The sequence below is a fragment of the Rickettsia honei RB genome (assembly GCF_000263055.1).
Lineage (GTDB): Bacteria > Pseudomonadota > Alphaproteobacteria > Rickettsiales > Rickettsiaceae > Rickettsia > Rickettsia rickettsii.
The window spans coordinates 1-21091 of sequence record NZ_AJTT01000001.1 but is presented as its reverse complement, the minus strand read 5'-3'; the positions used below and the strand labels follow the sequence as shown (position 1 = coordinate 21091).

Below are 21091 nucleotides of genomic sequence, written 5' to 3'. Positions count from 1 at the left end.
AATTAATTTAGCTATTGTTGTGTGGCGCTTTTTATGTCATACCTACGCAAGCAGGAATCCAGTACTTTAAAGCTTTTTAAAGATTTTACTTTAAAAGTGAAACAATATAATAAAAAAATCTTTGCAATCAAGATTTTTTTAGCCGGTATCCCTGCTTTCGCAGGTATGACATCACTGGCTTTTCGAAAACTATCCGGCACTATAACAAAAAAAACCTAATCACTAAAATTATACCTAATATTTTTTCTAGCAGAACTTATATCTTTTAAACGTTCACAAACCTTTTCAAAGACTTGTTTAGGCAAGATATTTGAAGCATTAATTTGTAAAAATTTATCGTCTTTTAATTTAATCGAAAAAGAAGGCTCTTGAAATTCTGGCCCATCAATTTCTCTAGCAATTTTTATATAATAACCGATTATATGACTGTTGTAATAATCACTTTTACTAATCATTTTCTTAGCTATTTTATTAATCTGCATGTCAGTTTTAGCAGTATAAGTAACCGTAAGGGCAATACCTAGCATAAGACGCTGTCTATGACTAAAAGGAATGTCTGAAGATAATATAAATTCCGAAACAAAATTTGCTCTAAGCGTTTTATCAATATTTTTATTATATTGTGCTAGCATTATAGCGAGTTCAATAATAATAAGAGTCGTGGCATCGGCATTAATTAAAAGATATTGTACTGCTTCAATATATTTTTCAATTTTACATATATTTCTATCAAATTTTACTAATCTCTTCACCCTCTCATAAATAATATCTTTTTCTGTTTCATGAGACGGCAACGAGTCAAATCTTACTCCTTCTTTTAAACCGTAATTTGAGATAATAATTTTTTCCGGTGAAAATACCTTAATCATTGCTTTTATTACTAAAACTGCATTATAATTTATGACTTTCTGCTCGTAATAACTCAGCTTTAATTTATCGATTTGTGATAATTTCTCTAAATATAACTCAAACTCTACACGATTTATTTCAAAATTATGTAAATTTTTAAGGGGATAATTTATAGACTCCATGTATATACGGCTCATTAGACGTAATGCACCGCCAATTAAATATAAATTAGGATAATGTGCAGCTCCAAATTCTTCCTCTAGCATTTTAGTAATCAGCCCGACATCACCAAAATTGCTACTAACAATAATTTTTGTACCAAGCGGCAATGATTTTAATTTACCGACTTTTTTATTTCCAATCTGTGCAAGTTCAAGACTTCCACCTCCAAGATCAGCTACAATACCGAAAGCATCACTAATACCGGAAATTAATCCGGCAGCAGTTAAATAAGCTTCACGTTCACCTGAGATAATTTCAATATCAATATTGAATCTCTTTTTAATTATAGCTTTGAATTCATCTGCTTTAGGATGCCCCCTAAGTATAGCTGTTGCAACACATCTAATATTAGTAACAGACAGTTTGGTAAAAATATGAATAAGATATTGTAGAGATAAATATGTTTGATGTTTTACGTCTAAATTATCTAAATTAAGTAAATTTGTAAGATAATTTCTAAACTTATAATTAAAAATTTCCGGCGCTCCAAGCTCATCACTTTCATAAACTACAGCTCTTAAAGCATTTGAACCGATATCAATAATAGCTGAACGCATTTTACTCATTATTTTCCGGAACAGTTATTGTTTCGGTCTCTTCCGAAGCCTCATTATTATTTGCCCTAGGGTCAAAAGGTACTTGAGTAGGTACAAAAGTCGGCGGTAATAATCTACTAGTAAAAAACTTATCTTCATAATACTTAATTTTACGCGATTTTATAGGCGGAAAGGATTCTATTAAAACAATTTGCTCATCTCTCGGTAACTGTATTACTTCTTGAGGTAAAAGTAAAGCTCTTTGAACCTGAGAAACGTTTTGGGTTCTAGTAGCAATATTAAGATCAAAAAATAAAGGTTTACTAAATGATCTTTGTTCTACCGTCTTATTACCGACAAGCTGCGATATTAAATTTGCCGTTTCATAGTTATTAGCGGCAAAAGTAATACGATATGTTGCATTAGATAAGAAAGAATTCATCCCTGCATCTTCATATGTTCCTTTTAACTGCTGTGTATCTTGGATAATTAAAAATAAACGAACTCTATAACCTCTAAAATAAGCTATACCGGCTTTAAAAGTATCCATCTTCCCGAGCGTCGGGAACTCGTCAAGTAAGAACATTACTCCATACGGCTCTTCCTTTAAATCCGGCATTTTGCGGCTTAAAAATTCTGTCGCCTGCTGATAAAACACCTGCATTAATTTTTGTAAACGCTGTATATTATCGGGTGTTAACCCTACATATACGGTTGTTTTGACTTTTTTAAATTCTTGTATATTGAAATCAGAAGATGCTGTAGCTGAATCAATAAGTGGATTTGCCCATAATTCAAGCGATGAGTTCATTGTAGATATTACGCCGGAACGCTCTTTATCGGCTTTTTGCAAAAATGCAGCAATATTCATATATGCAACAGGATGTATTACACCACCAAGCGTATCGAGTACGACCGCTAGATTATAAACTACGTCGTCACTCCTCATAGTACGCACTACCTCACCGAAAGATTTAGTTTTAGTAGGATCGGCTATTAAATATAGAGTTACGCCTAAAAATAAGCTTCGTGCCTCATTATTCCAAAAATCCTTTTCTGGCATTATAAGATTTGAAATTTTTTGAACGTCATCAACCATTTGCCCAGGCTTAGTACTAACCCAATCAATCGGATTATAACAATGAGTAACACCATCAGGATTAGAAGGCTCCCATACAAAAACTTTCTGCCCTTGCTTCTCACGCCAACCACTTGTCAACCCGTGATTTTCAAGCTTTATGTCATGCACTACTACCGAATCACTCCAAAATAACAAGTTAGGTATCACAAACCCTACACCTTTACCTGAACCGGTAGGAGCAAATAATAAAGCATGCTGGAACCCGTCTGCAACAAAATATCCACCGGCATCAACACCGATCAGCATACCTTTCTTAGATCTAAGACCTGCAGCCTCTATATCTGACGGATTAGCCCAGCTTGCATCTCCATATACTTTTTCATCTTGTTTGAAAAATTGTAATGATTTTATTCTTTCAAAATTTTTAATGTAAAATATTATAACAATAATAGCCGGACTGAGAAGAGAGGCAAGTAGCTTCAATTTTAAATAATTATAGTCGGCAATTTTTAACTGCCCCCAAACGTTAATAAGCCAATAAGCCCACTTATAAGCAATATTTATAGCATTTATATTTACACCTAAAGCTCCAACCTCATTAGTAAAAATTGCAACAAATGCACCGCTTATCCAAATGGTACAAAAAATAACAACCGGATGAATTATAGCATGACCGAATATATTTCTAGTAACTTTAAGTATCTTATGCCATTCCATGAATTGATATTCCTAGTTTATGCTTATATATTAGTTTTTGCGTGGAGTAATTTTTACGTCATTGCGAGCAACTAAAAGGAGCGTGGCAATCTCAGGATTGTGGCCTGAGGTTGTGCTTAGTCAATTACTTCGTAATTTCCTCGCAATGACGTTTTTAAACCATCCCCTCAGCGTTCTTGTTCTTCTTATAATATACTTCCGAAACATATCTTTTCCCACCGCTACCGCGTTTTAACTGCACAACGATATCTACAACGGTTAAAATATACTTCTTTACTTCTTCAGGCGGCATACCAAGATCTGCTTGCATAACCATAAGCTTTAACTGCTCAATAGCCATAGCGGGACTATCAGCATGCAGTGTTGATATTGAACCGGGATGACCTGTATTAATAGCACGCAAAAAACTAAAAGCTTCCTTACCTCGAAGCTCACCTACTATAATCCTATCTGGTCTTAAACGCAAACAGGCCTCTATTAAATCTTGAGTAGTAACATTTGCACGCCCCTGTCCTCCTTTGGAAGCCAGTAAATGCACTCTGTTAGGATGGCGTGATAGCACAACCTCACGAGCATCTTCTACAGTAATTAATCTTTCTATTGCAGGTATTTCAGTGAGTGCCGCATTAGTAAAAGTAGTTTTACCGGTTGAAGTACCGCCGCTAATTATGATATTTTTCTTTGAAACAACTGCATGTCTAATAAATTCTTTAATCTTTTTTTCAGCTAAGAAATTATTTAAAATTACTGCATCTTCATCTACTAAACTCTCTGTTGCAGTATCATCAAATGCCCCCATTTTAGCATATTCATCTAAAGTTAGATTCATACCGCTAGGCTTTCTTATAGCATAAATGATTTGTCCTATCTCACAAGCAGGAGGAAATACTATTTGAATACGGTAGCCATTCGGCAAAGTTGCCGAAAGAAGTGGTTTTTCTTCTGAAATCATCTGTTCAGTAGATTGAGCGACTAAACTCCCTAATGCAAGTAGATGTTCGCTATCCAGTTCCGGTATTTGCTTAGAATATATATCGCCTTTTTTTTCAACCCATACTTCTCCGGGCTTATTAACCATAATTTCGTTAATACCGTCTTCAGCAAATAAATGTTTAAAAGGAAGTAAAAACGTCTCTAAGGCTGCAAATTCTTCATTCATTTCATTACCTTCGATTTTAATAAAACGGCTTTTGGGAATTTATAATCCTTATTAACATATATTCTAACCGGCGTACCTTGATTAACCGTTGTCGTCGGCTTAAACTGCTGCTGAGTTATCATATTTTTTACAACATTCGTTACATCCGTAAAAGCTTGAGTAGAAGCTTGTTGTGCTTGCGTCGGAGTTGATGCTATAGAGGTAGTAGTAAGCAAACTTGAAGCTGCCGTATTAACTGCCTGTACTAAGGTTTGAAGTCTCTGCTCAGCAGTATTCGCTGAAGAAGCAGTTTGTGCGGTTGTACATGCTTGAGTCATAGTAGTATAAGCAGTCGAAGTTTTATCGGTAATAGCAGCAAGTATATTAGTACAAATTGTAACTATCCTAGTATTTGCATCCATAGCGGTATTAGACGCAATAGTTTGAGCAGTATTTAACAATTGTTTTGCCGTAGCACTATTGGTAGCCGCAGCCTGAGAAGCTATAGGAGGCGGCACTAACTTATCAAGGACTTTAGCAAGCCCTATATTAAAGCCAGATTGTAATACGGCATTTGCAAATTGTTCTTTATATTTATTATCAACTCTTCCTTGTAATCCTGGTCTACCTAAATTATCAACTGCAGGTGAGTCGAATTCTATAGTATAACCGCTCGTTAAATCGATTCTATCCCATATTATAGAAACTCTACCATAACTATCGGACGAAGTTGAGGTTGCATATTTACCGAATATTTTTGACCCTTTCGGTATCAATATCACTTTATCTTTCTCAGAAAATACGTCTCTACTAATAATGGCTCTTATTTCACCGCCAAGATCACTATTTATTGCCGTCTCAAGGACTGCATCAATTAATTTACCGCGTCCGAGAACCAAAGACATATCACCGCGATCTTTAAAGGTCGTTTCTGCCGTAATCTGTTCCGGTGTTTTTTTAGGCTCTACACCACCAATTAACACTATAGCTGATTTTCTTTTTGCTTCACGACGTTGCTTCTCTGCATCGCTCTCAACTAACGTTCCTGAAGTCGAAGGCAACGAAACCGGCGGCAATGGAAGCGTTTTGTCTTTATTCTCTTCTACAGGAGTAGTAGGAGGTAAGACCGGTGGAACTTTTACTACCGGAGGGGGAGGCGGTGGAGGAGCGGTGGGCGTCTCAAGCTTAGGCGGATCAGGTAACTTTGGAATCTCCGGAATATTATCATCAACCTCCGTAACAGGTTTTACAATATTACTCGGTATCTGAGTCTCCGGTATTTCTTCTTTTTCAGTACCGAAAAAAAGAGTATAAAAAATATATATAAAAATACCACAAATTACGACTACTATCGCAATACTCTTATTAAAGCTAACCGAAACTTTTGATAATTCTCTTTGTACTTCAGGAGAATCTGCTCCTGATAAAAAACCGGTATTATGATTGTTATTTTGCTCTTCAGCCATATCTAAATTATATTAGTTAAAGTGTTTTTATTGCCATTGTTGCGTGGATCGATTTTTCCATCATTGCGAGGAAACCTCAGAGCAATTGTACGTCCGCAATCTCAGGAGTTTGTATATTGCATGAGATTGCCACGCAGCCTACGGCTGCTCACAATGACATATCTACGCAGAAATGACATCGATTAAAATCTTGCCATGTAATTACTATTTTTCTTAGGGTAGTAAAATTTAATTACATATACTAAATCCCTTTCGTTACCCATCATAAGTTCCGTAGAAGCGATATCAAATTCATATATTCTTTTATTAGTTATAATAGTCATATTTGTACGAATATCTTTTTCAAGAGGCTTAATAAATAATCTATTTGCCAAAGGAGTTATTTTCCAAGCATAAGCATCCCCAAGAATTATATTTTGGACTTCTTCGTTTTTAGCAAATTCTATATGCGATTGAAAGCCAAAATGCAAAACTAATAAATAAACTTCATTTGGATTATATATATAAGTTTTTATCCTATTATCTTTAGTTATAGATAAATCATCTACATAATTATTACTACTATTACATGGATCATCTACAAGTGGACATTCTCGTTGTACTGTAAAACCGCTTAATAATATAAAAACTAAAAAATAAAATCTAACTATTGTCATCGTCTACCCTATATCCGTTCACTTGAAACCCTACCGGATTTACATCAAGTTCTGAATCTGTTAATTGCATAGGCACATAAGCATAACTTACTACCGCTATTTTATTATAAACTAATTGGTTTCCTGATGTTTCATTTACGGAAAATCTAACTATATATTTATCTGCTGCGATTTTTGACCATGATTTTATTACTAAAAATGTAGTATTCTCTTCTTTATATTTTAAAGTAGGATCAAAATCTTTATTTCTTATATAGCCAAGATAATTGTAATAAACACTGCTTGTTGAAAATAATCTTATTGTCGTACGAGCTATCGTCGCAAAATCAACCGGATTATATGTTTCCCGTGCCGTTATGTATTTCTTTATAAAATACCTTGTAAGAGACTCATCCGCCGTTAACACTGGTGATGAAATAGGTTCTACCACTGAGGCACGTCCGGTATTACTATTAAGCTGAATAACAAAAGGCTCAAACTGTTTAGATTTCACTACAAAGGCTATTACTAAAGTTGCTATAACCATAAAAATGGTTAGTAGCATTATTAATATAATAAGTAAGTTACGTTGAACAAGTAACTTATCAGATCGCTCTTCATACCAATTCTGAGTAATTTTTAAAGGATTAGCCGATTTAATACTTTCTTGCGTTTGTGTATCTCCTGAACCGCTTTGCGAGTTATTACTTGATTTAAAGAAGCCAAATATATTATTCATATCAAAGGTATTTTTATTATTACATTGTTATTGTGTAAAACTATTACTTTTATACTATATTTACTGAATTAACAGGTCTTCTTATACAAGGATTTACGCTTACACTCGAACCATTATCTATATCAGCAGAAACGCACGGGCTTTTAATTTCATAAGGAGCTGAAGGGGTACATGACAACAATTGAGCAAGCATAATTAATACTAATAGAAGCTTTAATGATTTTAACATTCTAATTATACATTATTAAATTATCTTGTTACTATTTTAAAATTACCTTACTATACAATAGTTCACAAGCATTTTTTTCAAAAAATCTATTTATAAATATAAAAAAATATTAAAAAGATTGTAAACTATTATACTCTGAAGTACATAAAAAGTAGTTATACGAAGTTCAGCTTAGGAGAAGAGCGTATACTTATTAATACGTGGCTACCTGCGGACTTATAAAGACATTTTCGCCAATTTTTCAAGTGGGATGATTATAACATAATAACTACCATCAATAATTGTTATTGTATAATTTTAATTTATAATTTATTTATTTTAATTTTAAAGTTAAACAATATTTGGTATTGTAGCAACAATATAAACTTATTTTATAGCTTAAATAACATTAAATTAAATCATAATCATATTATAATAATTATGATAGAGTGTTAAAACAGAATAAAATTAGATATTAATCTAGTAATTATGGACCCATTAACCAACGCAATACAAGAATATATAAAATCCGGCGAATATTTTATTGATGCAAGAAAATGGTATAACTTTAAGTATATCTTACCGTTAAGTCATAGAAGTCTTCTGCTTTTAATATGCACGATTTTTACCTTATTATTAACCTTAGCTTGTATAAATATCAACATATTGCTACCTATAAACAAAAAAGTAAATTATTTAATAAAAGATGATACCGAAAAACAAGCTGCCGTTACTAATACTAAACATTCAACATTAGTAACGCCTTATATCTCTATTGCAAATATTATGCTTCAGAATTATGTAAACCAACGAGAAGAATACAATTACGATATATTAAAAGAACAATTTACCTTTATCAAAAATACTTCTACGAGTATTGTGTATATGCAATTTGCTAATTTTATGAATATTGATAACCCATTATCACCGGTCATAAGATATCAAAAACTATATAGACGCTCAATTAATATATTATCAATTAACAATATAAACGATAACGAGGCAGTTGTTACTTTTGAATCATTGGCAAAAAATAGTACGGATGCAATTTTAGAAAATATGGTATGGGAAGCAAGAATCGGATTTATAATGGATTCTATCAGTACAAATACATCACCTGATATGCCGTTCAATTTTACCGTTACTAGTTACAAGCTAAAGTTATTAAGGAATAAAAATCAGAAATAATATGAAGCAACTAATAATATTTTGTACTTTTATAATACTTACATTAGATGTATTGGCTCTTACTATATCACGACCTCTAGGTCGAGACCCACGTCTAAGAGTTATGACTTATAACCCTGACGATGTTTTCAAATTCACAGGATATTACGGCTATCAAGCAAGTATAGAACTAGCAAAGGACGAGGAAATAGTAAGTATTTCTATGGGAGATACTACTTCATGGCAAATAGTACCTGCCGGTCATAGGATTTTTATTAAACCGATGGAACCGGATGCTACTACTAATATGACTTTAATTACTAATAAACGGACGTACTTCTTTGAACTATATGCCGCCGAAACTCTTGATATGCGTGATCCTGAAATGGTCTTTAACGTAAAGTTTCTTTATCCGGATGACGAAAATGACAATATGAGCGGTCATATGCAAACTTTTTCTGCTGCCCTAGCAAGTCCCGACCTGACTCATCCTGAAAAATATAACTTTAATTACTATATTAGCGGCAGCGAAGAAATAGCTCCTACTAAAATTTTTGATGACGGCGAGTTTACTTATCTGCAATTTAGAGATAAAAACGCTGAAATTTCCGGTATTTTTGCTGTAGATGATTCACTTCGAGAATCTTTAGTAAATTATCGCCTTGCTCAAGATAATCCTAATATGGTGATCCTTGAACAGGTTTTTCCTAAGCTCGCTATACGTAAGGGCAAAAAAGTCACATGCGTATTTAATCAGTCTTTCAAAGCGTATTAATGTTTACCAACGTCATTGCGGCAATGACGATGAAACTGATGCACGTAACAATACTTTTCTTACAATAACAATATAATTATGCATAATTTAATATATTTCTTTGCCTTGATCTTACTAACTAGCGGCTTATTTATAATGCTTACAAGTCGTAATTATATTCATAAAATTATCGGGCTTGGAATCTTTCAAAGTTCGGTGTTAGTATTTTATTTAAGTATCGGAAAAATTAAAACAGGCGGTGTACCTATTTTCCAAGAGGGCATCACTACTTACACTAGCCCTTTGCCTCATGTATTAATGCTAACTGCTATAGTAGTTGGGTTTGCTACTCTTAGCGTAGCTTTAAGTTTAATATATCAAATTTATAAACATTTTGGTACAATATCAGAAAATGAAATTAATTTTGATAAATGATTCTAGCTAACCATGTCCCTATCATACAAATATTATTCCCTTTATTGGGGGCTTTACTCTCAATAATATCTTTTCGCTTTATTACCTTTGCACGAATAATTACTACAATTTGTATTTTATCTAGCCTTTTGGTCAGTGTTTATGGATATAGCATTATACAAAATACGGAGCTATCTTACACCATGGGAGGATGGACTTCAAAAATAGGAATAGAATATCGGCTAAATGCACTAAACCAAGCTATTATTATTTATCTTAACTTGGTTTTATTGTTCTTTTTAGTTTTTTGTCATAAGATTACTAATCAAACTATCTTAAAATATATAAACAATAATAGAAAATCTTTATTTTACGGTATATTATTATTCGCTCATACGGGCTATTTAGGGATGATGGCTACTCATGATTTTTTTAATCTATATATATTTATAGAGATTTCGGCACTTAGTAGCTATGTCCTGATAGCCTCAGGTAATAATCCAAAATCTTTAATCGGAGCTTTTGATTATTTGATAATAGGTAGTATCGGTGCAACTCTTATTCTTATATCTATAGGATTTTTGCTAAGCATTACGGGTAGTTTGAATATGGCAGAAATTGCAGCGTATTTACAAGAACATACTAATCCCCGTATAATCACTATAGCTATCGGTTTTTTCTTAATAGGTGCTATTTTAAAAACAGCTTTTTTCCCTATGCATTTTTGGATGATGAGAGCTTATAATAACACGGCTTCAGTTATTTTAGTATATTTAGCAGGGATTTCTACTATAATAGGAATATATATAATATATAAATTTACTTATATTATTATAGGCTATGAGACAATTAAAACGGCTATTACAAATTTTATAAAACCTATCGCTTTAGCTACTCTTATTATAGCCCCATATTTTGCTTACCAAACAAAAGATTTCAAGAATATTATAATTTATTCATGTTGCACTCAAATAGGTTACGTATTTTTATTATACGTAACCGAAAACGGTATAATAGTTTTACCAAGTTTATTACTTGCGGATAGTATAAATAAAATAGCTCTTTTCTTGATAGATGCTTATAATGGAAGCTATAAAAGAGAGCCTAACAAAGTTTTAATAATAATTGCTATTATGTGCAGCTGTGGCTTACCTATCAGTCCATTATTTTTTATCAAAGTAAATATTCTTGAATTATTATTAACACAAAATCTACTATTAGATTTTATTATAATTTTACTTAGCTCTGTAGGATCGTTATTTTACCATTATAAAATGGTACTATTGTCATTCCCGCGAAAGCGGGAATCCAGTAATTAAAAAATATAAACACAGTAAGTTTTTAAAACTAAAAGCACGATTTATCTCGCTTTTTCTGGATTTCCCCACTTTTAGCTAGGCATGACATAGAAAGCCATACAGGTAATGCTCTAACCATACTATCAAAAAAAGTATAACAGCTTATCATGATTACACAATTTACTACTCCGAGTCTTTTGATTCTATCAACTTTGCTAGTTGGTGCATTAAACTTAACTAGCCCGTATGCCACTCAAAAAGATAGCTTTATACGTAATTTTTTACTTATTACTATCGCTATTTTTTTCTTCGGTAATATTTTAATTATAGACTGGTTGTTTTTAAAAGGTATTAGAGCAGGATTTGAATTTAATATATTCGGTAATTACTCTATAGGATTCCATCTTGAACCTTTAGGGCTTATTTTCTTAAGTTTAATAGGCTTTTTATGGATTTGTGCTTTACTTTACACTCCTAAATATCTTGCTATTAATAATATAGACTATTCTTCTAGATTCTTATTTTTCTTTAACTTCACTATTCTAATCGGTGTTTTAATTGCTTTATCTAGCAACTTATTCACGATGTTTATTTGCTATGAGCTTTTAACTATTTCTACAGCTTTTTTAATAGGACATACCAAAAATAATATAGTACTTAGCGGGTTATATAAATATCTAAAAATTCTGATGATTTCTGCCACAATATTATTTTTACCGGCAGTGATAATTATTTATACTAAAACCGGTAACGGAGATTTTGCAAGTGGGAGTTTAGTAGAAAATTATTTTTCCAAAAACCAGTCAATTATTTTATTGTTAATGTTTATTTGCGGTATTGCTAAAACTGCAATTTTTCCGGTGCATTCATGGCTTCCTGCTGCAATGGTTGCACATTACCCCATTAGTAGTTTGCTGCATGCCGTAATAGTGGTTAAAACCGGATTATTTTGTATTTACAAAATCCTATTATATATATTCGGTTTATCGTATTTACAAATGATATTTGCCGAGTTTAACTGGTTAATTTTTATACCGATAGTAAGCATATTTTATAGCTCAATCAAAGCCCTAGACACGTATAATATCAAAAAAATACTCGCCTACTCCACTATGAACCAATTAAGCCTTGCATTGCTTAGTGCTTTCATGTTAACACCTAAGGCACTTGGAGCCGCAATACTCCATTTAGTTTCACATTCTTTTACAAAAATCTGCTTATTTTATAGTATGGGAAGTATTTACAGTTTAAAGCAAGCCGATCAAGTACAGAATTTACATGGTACATCCAAAGAATTTCCTTTAATTTCTTTTATTATATCTATCTCTTCATTATCATTAATCGGTATACCTATCTTTAGCGGATTTATTAGCAAATTCTCAATATTACTTGCCGCAAGCGAACAGAATCAAATCATTGTTATGATTGTCGTAATAGCTAGTAGTATATTCTCAAGCCTTTACCTGCTCAAAATATTAAGCTCTATTTATAAACCTTCTTTAGTAGAATCTAGCGTAACAAAACCACTCCCCTACTCTATGCAAATTAGTATAATAATATGCTGCTGTGCCGTAACTCTTTTCTATTTTATTCAAATCTTAATCAGAGAATTTTTAGCTTATATTACATAAACATATTTACATAATCTACACATAATCATATAATATGTATACCGTAGATACTTCAAAAGTTGGAAGTCAAATAAGCAGTGCGCCTACACAGCGTACAATAGTGAGCACAGGCGAATCCCGAAATTTGACGTACCAAATCTTGAAGTATCAAAGGTATAAATATGGTAATTATTTTTGAGGATAAATATGGCACAAATTATTAGAGCAACAGAATTTGTACGATCTTTTTCAGATATTATGAATAGAGTTTACTATAAAGGCGAAAGCTTTGACGTTCAAAAAGGTAATCATATCGTAGCAAGGATTACGCCTGCAGAAATCAAGCCTTCTGTAGCAGTAAGAGACTTAGAGGAAGCTTTTAAAAATGGTCCACATCTTGATCCTGAAGATGCTGATCAATTCATGAAAAATCGCGAAGAAATAAGACACAATACTAAACAAGATATTAAAAAATTGGTTGAAAGATGGGATTAATTATTGATACTGCTATAATTATAGCTTTAGAAAGAGAAAAGGTAAGTACTAAGCAATGGTCACATTACGGTCAGACTTATATTAGCCCTATTGTGTTAACTGAACTATTAATAGGAGTAGATAGAGTCAAGAATGAGAATAAACGTATAAAATGTTTAGCTTTTATAGAATACATAAAAAGTCTGTTTACTATATTACCTTTCGGTATTGAAGAAGTATATACATATGCACGTATTACTCATGATTTATACACACAACGTATAACTATAGGAACTCATGATATGCTTATTGCAGCAACGGCTATTACAAAAGGTTTTCTGATATTAACTCTAAATGTAAAAGACTTTAAAAGAATCCAGGGACTAGAGGTTTTAACAGTTTCTTCTAAGGATTAAAATGTTTATTCAAAATACCAAGTGTACATTTCCGCTTACTAATTTTGAGCTTATGTTTGATTTTCACCCACAAAATCAGCTAATAGCTCTAGCATTTCTAATTGTTACTGCTATCTTAAATCTTTATACAATTTCCCAAAATAGAAAATTAGAATGCTTAATCGGTAGTTTATACTGTTTATCCTCTATTATATGCGTATTTGCAGCTGATTTTATTTCCATGATAATCTCGCTTGAATTCATGACGATTTTTGCCTGCATAATTATTTTTTGTGACCAATTAAAGATAAAACCGGCACGTCAATATTTCCTTACTCATTTATTCAGCAGCGGGCTAATCTTAATCGGTATGACTCTTCTAATCCAAACAACAAGTAATACGACTTTTACCTCTTTAACGGAATCAGTAAATAATTTTGAGTTACCAGCAATATTCATACTTGCAGGTTGTTTAATTAATGCCTCGGCTATTTTTGTAAACGGCTGGGTGGTTCATTGCTATCCTATAGCTTCAAGTAGCGGTATTGTATATTTAATTAGTTTTACTACTAAAGTTATTTTAATTATCATTTTAAAATTATTTAGCGGTCTTGAGATATTAAAGTTTTTTGGGATATCAATGATCATTTATGGATTAGTATTGTCTCTAATTGAAAAAAAACTTAAACGATTAATATGTTATCTTACCGTATCACAGCTTGGTTTTATATTAACGGCTATTAGCATAAACTCTCCAAATATAGCTTATCTTATTACAAGCTTTATATTCATACATATATTATATAACGGATTATTTGCTTTATATTTCGCTTATATAGAAGATGAGTATGATATTAAAAATTACCAAGATCTTCAGAATACTCAAATTAATTTTATTTTATTAAGCGGATTTGTTATTAGTATATTGATCTATACATCTATACTACCTATTAGTTCTTCTTATATTAAAGATGAAATAGCTAATATTTTAAACGAGAATAGTGTAATGCTATTTTCCAAGATAGCGACTTGTACCGTATTATTTGGGTTGTTGATGGAGAGTTCTACATCATTCCCGTCTCTCTTTATGTCATTCCTGCGAAAGCAGGAATCCAGTAAAAACCTTAAAAATAAAAGCTTTATAATATTTCTGGATTCCCGCTTTCGCGGGAAGGACATAAGAACTATAACCTACCTCTCTTTCTGCATCATAACTTTATGCATATGTTTATTCTACCCTATTCAAATATCACATACTGCTAACTTTAAGCTAGTGATCCTTGCAATCTCACTGTTATTGGCTTTAATATTTAGAAAAATACCACGCATTTCGACAGAAAACATAAACCTTGACCTATACCAATATATTGAAAAATTTATATATTTCAGTATCGATAAATATAAAGAAACGGCAGACAATAACGAAGATGCGGCAGAATATCTTAATTTTAAGGTTATTTGGGATAATATTTTAAGTAAAATATCTGCTTGGCATAATCAGCAAACTGCTATATTGATTGTATTATTCCTATTAATTAGTTTGATTTTAACACTACAATAATTCGATGTCATTGTTGTATAGATACCAAAATCGTCATTGCGAGAAGAAACTGTAAGTTTCAACAAAGCAATCTAGTAAACAATTCTGATTACAGAATTTTTTTATTATTTTACTAGATTGCCACGTCGCCTACGGCTCCTCGCAATGACGACTTTAGCCATAACAACACAAAAAAATAAAAAACATGAAACCACCAATAACAGACAAACAAAATTACAGCTTTGAAGTTCATGAAGCAACAATAAACGATGATTATCACTGGCTGCGTGATCCTAAGTGGCCAAATGTAGAAGACTCTAAAATTTTAGATTATTTAAAAGCTGAGAATCAATATACCGAAAATTTCTTTGCCGATCTGCAAAATGATAAGGAAAAGATTTTTGAAGAATTAAAAGGACGGGTTAAATTAGAGGATGAATCGGTTTATGTTAAGAACAAAGATTATTACTATTACCATAGAGTAGAGGAGAATAAAAATTATCCGATATATTGCAGAAAGCATAATAATATGGATTCAGCAGAAGAAGTAATATTAGATGTCAACCTTCTTGCTCCAAATAGCAGTTTTACTGATGTTGCTACAGTTGCAATGTCACCTGATCACAATTTAATGGCTTATAGTGTTAATTTTACAGGTAATGAACAATACAATATCAAAATATACAACCTTAAAGAACAAAAATACTTACCTGATGAATTAGGCAATGTACAGCTAAATCTCAATCGCTTCAGACAAGATGAATTGCAGGACAAGCCTGCGGAACGTACAAATGTACCTGAGCATAGGCGAATGTCGCAAAATTCGCTTGTATCAAGCGATCGAGATTTAGCTGTAGCTCCTACTATAATTTGGCATGAACACTTAAACGGCTTTTTCTATATTACTATTAATGAGAATCAACGCTGGGATAAGGTAATGTTTCACCGTCTAGGTGAAGAGGTCACTCAGGATAAATTAATATTTGAGGTAAAAAACCCTCTTCATTTTATCAGCTGCAAGAAATCAGCAAGTCATGAATATATTTTTATAAATTCAGGCGATCATAATGAAAATGAAATTTACGTAATTTCTATGCAGGATGATAGTTTTACGCCTAAATTAGTACGAGCTGCAGAAAACAAAATATTCTATGAAATAGAATATAATGGCGATTATTTTTATATTAAAACTAATTATAAAGCTAAAAATTTCCATGTTATAAAACTGCCGGTAAATAATTTTGAAAATACTAGCTGGGATGATATTTATATTAAGGAAGAACAAGACAAATATTTAAAAAGCTTTAATGTTACAAATAATTATTTAATCTTAAACTATCGTGACCAAGGTTTACCGCTAATTAAAATAAAGCGATTTAAAGATTTACAAGAAAATACAATTCATTTTCCTGACGAAAGTTTCCAAGCAAGTAGTTTTTCTACAAACTTTGAGGAAGACGATATCAGAATAGATTACTCTTCTCTAGCAAGACCCAATACCACTTATAGCTACGATTTTAATAGCGATAAATTAACGATATTAAAGAGCCACGAAATACCTTCAGGCTTTAACCCGGAGGAGTATAAAGTAGAGAGAATATTTGCAGATAATGAAGATGTAAAAGTACCTATAACCTTGTTTTATAAAAAATCTTTATTTAAAAAAGACGGTTCAAATCCTTTATATCTAATGGGTTACGGTGCTTATGGCATCGCTATGCCCGTCAATTTTAGAAATACAGCAGTGACACTTGCCGATCGCGGTTTTATTTACGCAGTTGCTCATATTAGAGGTGGCGATGATCTAGGTCATGATTGGTATGAAGCTGCTAAGTTTTTAACCAAAAAAAGAACATTTGAAGACTTCATAGCCTGTAGTAGAGCTTTAATTAACGAGCAATATACAAGTAACAACAATATAGTAATAATGGGCGGTAGTGCCGGCGGTATGTTAATCGGTTACATACTCAACGAAAAACCGGAAATCTATAGAGCAGCAATCGCGCATGTACCGTTTGTTGATGTTTTGAGTACCATGCTTGACGAAAGCTTACCGTTAACTCTCTTGGAATATAATGAGTGGGGTAATCCGAAAGAGAAAGAATATTTTGAATATATTAAATCATATTCCCCTTATGATAACGTAAAAGCACAAAACTACCCTGCTCTATTCGTTACTTGCGGTATATCCGACCCACGTGTAGGTTACTGGGAACCTGCTAAATGGGTAGCAAAATTACGAGCACTAAAAATGGACAATAATCCCTTATTATTAAAAACAAACATGGATACGGGACATAAAGGTTCTGCCGGTCGTTTTGATTATCTGAAAGAGATAGCTGACGAATTAGTATTTATTTTTAAGGTGTTTGATTTTGAGGTTTAGTTAGCAGATTTGTTGCTGGAATCCTGTTATGTCATTCCTGCGAAAGCAGGAAGCCAGGAACAAGCGCAATAAATTGAGCTTTTAAAAAGCTTTAAAGTACTGGATTCCTGCTTTTGCAGGAATGACATACAACACCTCTACTGAATACAAAAAAAATGCATAAAAATTATCTAGAACAATTACAAAAATTACCGATTACTTTAATTTTACTAATTAGCTTAATTTGCTGTATTGGTTTCATTGTGCTTTATTCTGCAGCAAATAGTAATTTGCAGCCCTGGGCTTACAAACAAATTATAAATTTTTGTATATTCTTGCCTTTAGCTATTATTATTGCATTAATTGATTTACGCATAATATTTAGGTTATCGTATATCTTTTATTTGTGCGTACTCGCTTTACTAGTAGCCGTGGAGCTTTTCGGCTCAACTGCCATGGGCGGTAAAAGATGGATTGATATCGGTATAGTTAAGCTTCAACCTTCCGAACCGATAAAAATCGCCGTTGTACTAATGCTTGCTAGATATTTCCATTCACTAACAATTGATGATCTTACAAAATTGTATAAAGTTATTATACCGATTATAGGAGTGTTAATACCGGCTTTTCTAATAATTAGAGAACCAGATTTAGGTACGGGAATGATTGTTTTAATTGTTTCGGCAATTATATTTTTTGCGGCAGGTCTTAGAATAAAATATTTTATAATACTAGGTCTTGCTGCTCTTATTAGCCTACCTATTGCTTGGAATATGATGTATGATTATCAAAAAAAACGGGTAATGGTTTTTTTAGATCCTGAACATGATCCGCTCGGTGCTAGTTATAATATTATTCAGTCTAAAATCGCTATAGGTTCAGGTAGCCTATTTGGACGCGGTTTAAATCAAGGTAGCCAAAGCCATTTGGATTTTCTTCCCGAACATCAAACTGACTTTATCTTTGCTACCTTCGCTGAAGAGTTCGGCTTTATAGGAGGAATGTTTTTACTAATATTATATTTTGCACTTATAACTATTTCTTTATTAATTGCCGCAAATTGCCGAGAGATTTTTAGTAAATTAATGGTAATAGGTATTACTTCAATCTTATTTATTCACGTATTTATTAATATAGCTATGGTTATGGGCTTGCTTCCCGTAGTAGGCGTACCGCTACCGTTTATTTCTTACGGCGGAACAATGATCGCATCCATGCTAATCGGCTTTGGGCTTGTGATGAATGCTCAGGTACACAGACATACCGCTTTAAACTAGTGCAATTATATTGACAAAATGGATAACATAAATTAATAATAAGTTGCACTTCACTTTCTGATTTTCGTATAAAGCGAAATTTCCTATTGACTTTTATATAAAACAGTATAGCTTTCTTTACAATTTAATTTTTTATAAAGAATTTATGCTCGGCTATGAGAAAGCACAAACAAGTTTAAATAGAGAACCAAAACAAGCATGAGGTATTTTGTCTATTGGCACTTTTCTTGAATATTTTGATTTATATTTATATGTACATATGGCAGCAGTGCTTCTCAACGAGCTTTTCCTCAAGCTGATCCTCAGACTGCTCTAATCTATGAAGCAGCTGCATTATGTTCAACATATGTATTTAGACCGATAGGAGCATTAATCTTTGGTTGGCTTGGTGATAATATAGGAAGAAAATCAACTATAATAATAACTACTTTGCTTATAACTATAGCTTGTTTTATTATGGCAAATCTTCAGCTTATGATGAAATAGGAATTGTAGCTACATGGGTTATGATAGCATGCCGTATGGCACAAGGCATGTCCTCAATGGGGAAAGTAATAGGAGCAGATGTATATTTAACTGAATTTATTAAACCACCTGTACAATATCCAATGTAACAACTTTAGATAGTTTTTGTATATTAGGTGGTTTTGGAGCATTATGCTTAGCTTCTTTAGTTACTTCATTTGGTTTTTTGGCGTATAGCTTTTTTAATCGGTGCTGGAATCACTATAGTAGGAGTCATCGGGAGAATTTCGCTTAGAGAAACACCGGAGTTTGTGGATGCTAAACGATATTTAAGAAAAACTTTAGAACAAGCTAATATTGATCCTAAGAAGATAAAAGTAATATTAAAACTATTATAGCGTTTTTTTTATTAGATTGTACAGGTCCTGTAGCATTTTATGTATCATATATTTATTGTGCTAATATATTAAAAATACTGTTAATTATAGCCCTGCAGAAATTATTCATCAAAATTTATTTGTAGCACAGTTTAATTAATTGTTGTTTTATTTCATGTACCTCTATATACACAGCAATTTTTACAACACTAATTAAACTTTCCTCATTTTTTCAGGTGATTTAGCACCTAAAGTTTGTAAATTATACATTCTGTCAAAGAACTTTATTAATACTGTATCATATATTTTTTGTCTAACTAGCAAATTCAGACTTTTCTCACTACTTATTTTTCCGTAAGGTTTTATTCTAGTTAAACCCTCTACGTGCTTTGCTACTTCCGGTCCAATAGTTATTACTTCTGCAGTCAGTGCTGTATCTTCAATAGTATCATGCAGTAAAGCAGCTTGCAGCATAATAGCATTATAAAGCTTAGGAGCTTCTTCGGCTACAAACTCTGCGAGCATAATCGCTACTTCAATCGGGTGAGAATAATAAGGATCGCCTAATTGACTGTAAGCCGTGATACTTGCGAGCGTAGTAGATACCTTTTTTAACTTCTTCTATATCAACAGGATTTTTTACTTTAGCATTTAAATATTCGATGTTGTCTAATAGTTTTTTAGCGTAAACGCAAGTTTCAAACTTTTCTTTCCAAGAGCTTAAATCTTCCATAAAAGTCATTTCTTATTTTTATTAATAATAGTTGATTACAATTAAAATAAAAATTAAAAATTGTAATAATAAATGGCTTTTTAATCCTAAAGAAGCATATAATTTTAACCTTTTGGTATTTAAGCAACTTCATTATGTTTTATTAGTGCTGTTATTGCTTATCCCGTATAAAACTTATCTGCCAAAAACTTTCTTCTTTATATTATCTTCTTCTAAAAAATATATCACTTTTTTCATTCAATATATCATCACGGTTTGTATATAAAGATTCAATAAATAAAATAGAGTCCTTTAAAGCTAGTTGCGCAGCTATATTATCCTGATCATGTCTTTCTATAACTTTAGAAAGCCCAAATTCTTTAACTACATTACCTAATTCTTTTATATTAGCTCGAAATCTAGTAGAATCAGAATTTGATATAGGTGTTTTTGAGAGATTTATTATTTCGTTTCTACGTTCTTGTGTTTTAATAATAACTATTTTCTTTAAGTTATCGTCTAAATCTTCCATTCCAATTTTATTGCGAATAATATCGTTTATACTAATTACTTTATTTCCATGCTTTCTCTCATGCCTTGCTGCTACTATACTGCAAGCCAAATCTGTTACTATATCTATTAAGAAACTTTG

The 21091-nt window shown here is 32.2% G+C and carries 22 protein-coding genes and 2 pseudogenes; 15 read left to right on the top strand and 9 right to left on the bottom strand.

Going from position 1 to position 21091, the window contains the following annotated elements:
• The first annotated feature begins 33 nt into the window (after positions 1-33).
• Complete coding sequence (locus WSW_RS0100105; protein WP_016916608.1) at positions 34-219, top strand: hypothetical protein; 186 nt, start codon at positions 34-36, stop codon at positions 217-219.
• Here the strand turns inward: WSW_RS0100105 and WSW_RS0100100 are convergent.
• The 7 genes from WSW_RS0100100 to WSW_RS0100070 form a co-directional block, all read right to left on the bottom strand.
• The gene (locus tag WSW_RS0100100) at positions 216-1628 is read right to left on the bottom strand and encodes a Ppx/GppA phosphatase family protein (protein ID WP_014363081.1); all 1413 of its coding nucleotides are present in this window, start codon (positions 1626-1628) and stop codon (positions 216-218) included. The two genes, WSW_RS0100105 and WSW_RS0100100, sit on opposite strands and share 4 nt — an antisense overlap.
• Position 1629: 1 nt before the next feature.
• A complete protein-coding gene (locus WSW_RS0100095) occupies positions 1630-3405 on the bottom strand; it encodes a type IV secretory system conjugative DNA transfer family protein (protein ID WP_016916607.1) in 1776 nt (591 codons plus the stop codon).
• Positions 3406-3559: 154 nt separating this feature from the next.
• Positions 3560-4564 carry a P-type DNA transfer ATPase VirB11 gene (gene virB11 / locus WSW_RS0100090; RefSeq protein WP_016916606.1) on the bottom strand — a complete coding sequence of 335 codons (1005 nt, stop codon included), beginning with the start codon at positions 4562-4564 and terminating at the stop codon, positions 3560-3562.
• Positions 4561-6009, bottom strand: a complete 1449-nt coding sequence (locus WSW_RS0100085; protein ID WP_016916605.1) for a TrbI/VirB10 family protein — start codon at positions 6007-6009, stop codon at positions 4561-4563. The genes virB11 and WSW_RS0100085 overlap by 4 nt, the downstream gene beginning before the upstream one ends.
• 182 nt (positions 6010-6191) lie before the next feature.
• Positions 6192-6665, bottom strand: coding sequence for a TrbG/VirB9 family P-type conjugative transfer protein (locus WSW_RS0100080; RefSeq protein WP_004996190.1), 474 nt, complete (start codon positions 6663-6665; stop codon positions 6192-6194).
• Positions 6652-7383, bottom strand: coding sequence for a VirB8 family type IV secretion system protein (locus WSW_RS0100075; RefSeq protein WP_016916604.1), 732 nt, complete (start codon positions 7381-7383; stop codon positions 6652-6654). The genes WSW_RS0100080 and WSW_RS0100075 overlap by 14 nt, the downstream gene beginning before the upstream one ends.
• A 49-nt stretch (positions 7384-7432) precedes the next feature.
• Complete coding sequence (locus WSW_RS0100070) at positions 7433-7612, bottom strand: DUF2706 domain-containing protein (RefSeq protein ID WP_016916603.1); 180 nt, start codon at positions 7610-7612, stop codon at positions 7433-7435.
• A 468-nt stretch (positions 7613-8080) separates the two neighbouring features.
• Here WSW_RS0100070 and WSW_RS0100065 point away from each other — a divergent pair, with 468 nt between their 5' ends.
• The 14 genes and pseudogenes from WSW_RS0100065 (at position 8081) to WSW_RS1000000112450 (ending at position 19748) form a co-directional block, all read left to right on the top strand.
• On the top strand, positions 8081-8779 hold the full coding sequence (locus WSW_RS0100065; RefSeq protein WP_016916602.1) for a VirB8 family type IV secretion system protein: 699 nt from the start codon (positions 8081-8083) through the stop codon (positions 8777-8779).
• A 1-nt stretch (position 8780) separates the two neighbouring features.
• Positions 8781-9533 (top strand): P-type conjugative transfer protein VirB9, encoded by a 753-nt coding sequence (gene virB9, locus WSW_RS0100060; RefSeq protein WP_016916601.1) that lies wholly within the window; start codon positions 8781-8783, stop codon positions 9531-9533.
• Positions 9534-9611: 78 nt separating this feature from the next.
• Positions 9612-9947: a Na+/H+ antiporter subunit C gene (locus WSW_RS0100055; protein WP_010977038.1), complete on the top strand. Its 336-nt coding sequence runs from the start codon at positions 9612-9614 to the stop codon at positions 9945-9947.
• Positions 9944-11245 carry a proton-conducting transporter transmembrane domain-containing protein gene (locus WSW_RS0100050; protein ID WP_016916600.1) on the top strand — a complete coding sequence of 434 codons (1302 nt, stop codon included), beginning with the start codon at positions 9944-9946 and terminating at the stop codon, positions 11243-11245. The genes WSW_RS0100055 and WSW_RS0100050 overlap by 4 nt, the downstream gene beginning before the upstream one ends.
• A gap of 146 nt (positions 11246-11391) precedes the next feature.
• On the top strand, positions 11392-12855 hold the full coding sequence (locus tag WSW_RS0100045) for a proton-conducting transporter transmembrane domain-containing protein (protein WP_016916599.1): 1464 nt from the start codon (positions 11392-11394) through the stop codon (positions 12853-12855).
• Positions 12856-12892: 37 nt separating this feature from the next.
• Positions 12893-13011: pseudogene (locus WSW_RS1000000111330) on the top strand (palindromic element RPE5 domain-containing protein); the annotation flags it as partial.
• A 30-nt stretch (positions 13012-13041) separates the two neighbouring features.
• Positions 13042-13329 (top strand): type II toxin-antitoxin system antitoxin VapB, encoded by a 288-nt coding sequence (gene vapB, locus WSW_RS0100040; RefSeq protein ID WP_012150592.1) that lies wholly within the window; start codon positions 13042-13044, stop codon positions 13327-13329.
• A complete protein-coding gene (gene vapC / locus WSW_RS0100035; protein WP_016916598.1) occupies positions 13320-13724 on the top strand; it encodes a ribonuclease VapC in 405 nt (134 codons plus the stop codon). The genes vapB and vapC overlap by 10 nt, the downstream gene beginning before the upstream one ends.
• 1 nt (position 13725) lies before the next feature.
• Positions 13726-15264: a proton-conducting transporter transmembrane domain-containing protein gene (locus WSW_RS0100030; RefSeq protein ID WP_016916597.1), complete on the top strand. Its 1539-nt coding sequence runs from the start codon at positions 13726-13728 to the stop codon at positions 15262-15264.
• Positions 15265-15448: 184 nt separating this feature from the next.
• Positions 15449-17629, top strand: a complete 2181-nt coding sequence (locus WSW_RS0100025; RefSeq protein ID WP_016916596.1) for a prolyl oligopeptidase family serine peptidase — start codon at positions 15449-15451, stop codon at positions 17627-17629.
• Positions 17630-17784: 155 nt separating this feature from the next.
• Positions 17785-18885, top strand: coding sequence for a rod shape-determining protein RodA (rodA, locus tag WSW_RS0100020; protein ID WP_016916595.1), 1101 nt, complete (start codon positions 17785-17787; stop codon positions 18883-18885).
• Between the two features lie 243 nt (positions 18886-19128).
• Positions 19129-19371 carry an MFS transporter gene (locus WSW_RS1000000113725; protein WP_338000707.1) on the top strand — a complete coding sequence of 81 codons (243 nt, stop codon included), beginning with the start codon at positions 19129-19131 and terminating at the stop codon, positions 19369-19371.
• A complete protein-coding gene (locus WSW_RS1000000112455; protein ID WP_238528394.1) occupies positions 19332-19499 on the top strand; it encodes a proline/betaine transporter in 168 nt (55 codons plus the stop codon). Before WSW_RS1000000113725 ends, WSW_RS1000000112455 begins: the two co-directional genes overlap by 40 nt.
• Positions 19500-19568: 69 nt before the next feature.
• The gene (locus WSW_RS1000000112450; RefSeq protein ID WP_238528393.1) at positions 19569-19748 is read left to right on the top strand and encodes a hypothetical protein; all 180 of its coding nucleotides are present in this window, start codon (positions 19569-19571) and stop codon (positions 19746-19748) included.
• A gap of 192 nt (positions 19749-19940) precedes the next feature.
• Here WSW_RS1000000112450 and WSW_RS1000000108910 read toward each other — a convergent pair.
• Both WSW_RS1000000108910 and WSW_RS0100005 read right to left on the bottom strand, forming a co-directional pair.
• Positions 19941-20460, bottom strand: a pseudogene (locus tag WSW_RS1000000108910) (HD domain-containing protein).
• A 202-nt stretch (positions 20461-20662) separates the two neighbouring features.
• A complete protein-coding gene (locus WSW_RS0100005; RefSeq protein WP_032850154.1) occupies positions 20663-21061 on the bottom strand; it encodes a hypothetical protein in 399 nt (132 codons plus the stop codon).
• Between the last annotated feature and the right edge of the window lie 30 nt (positions 21062-21091).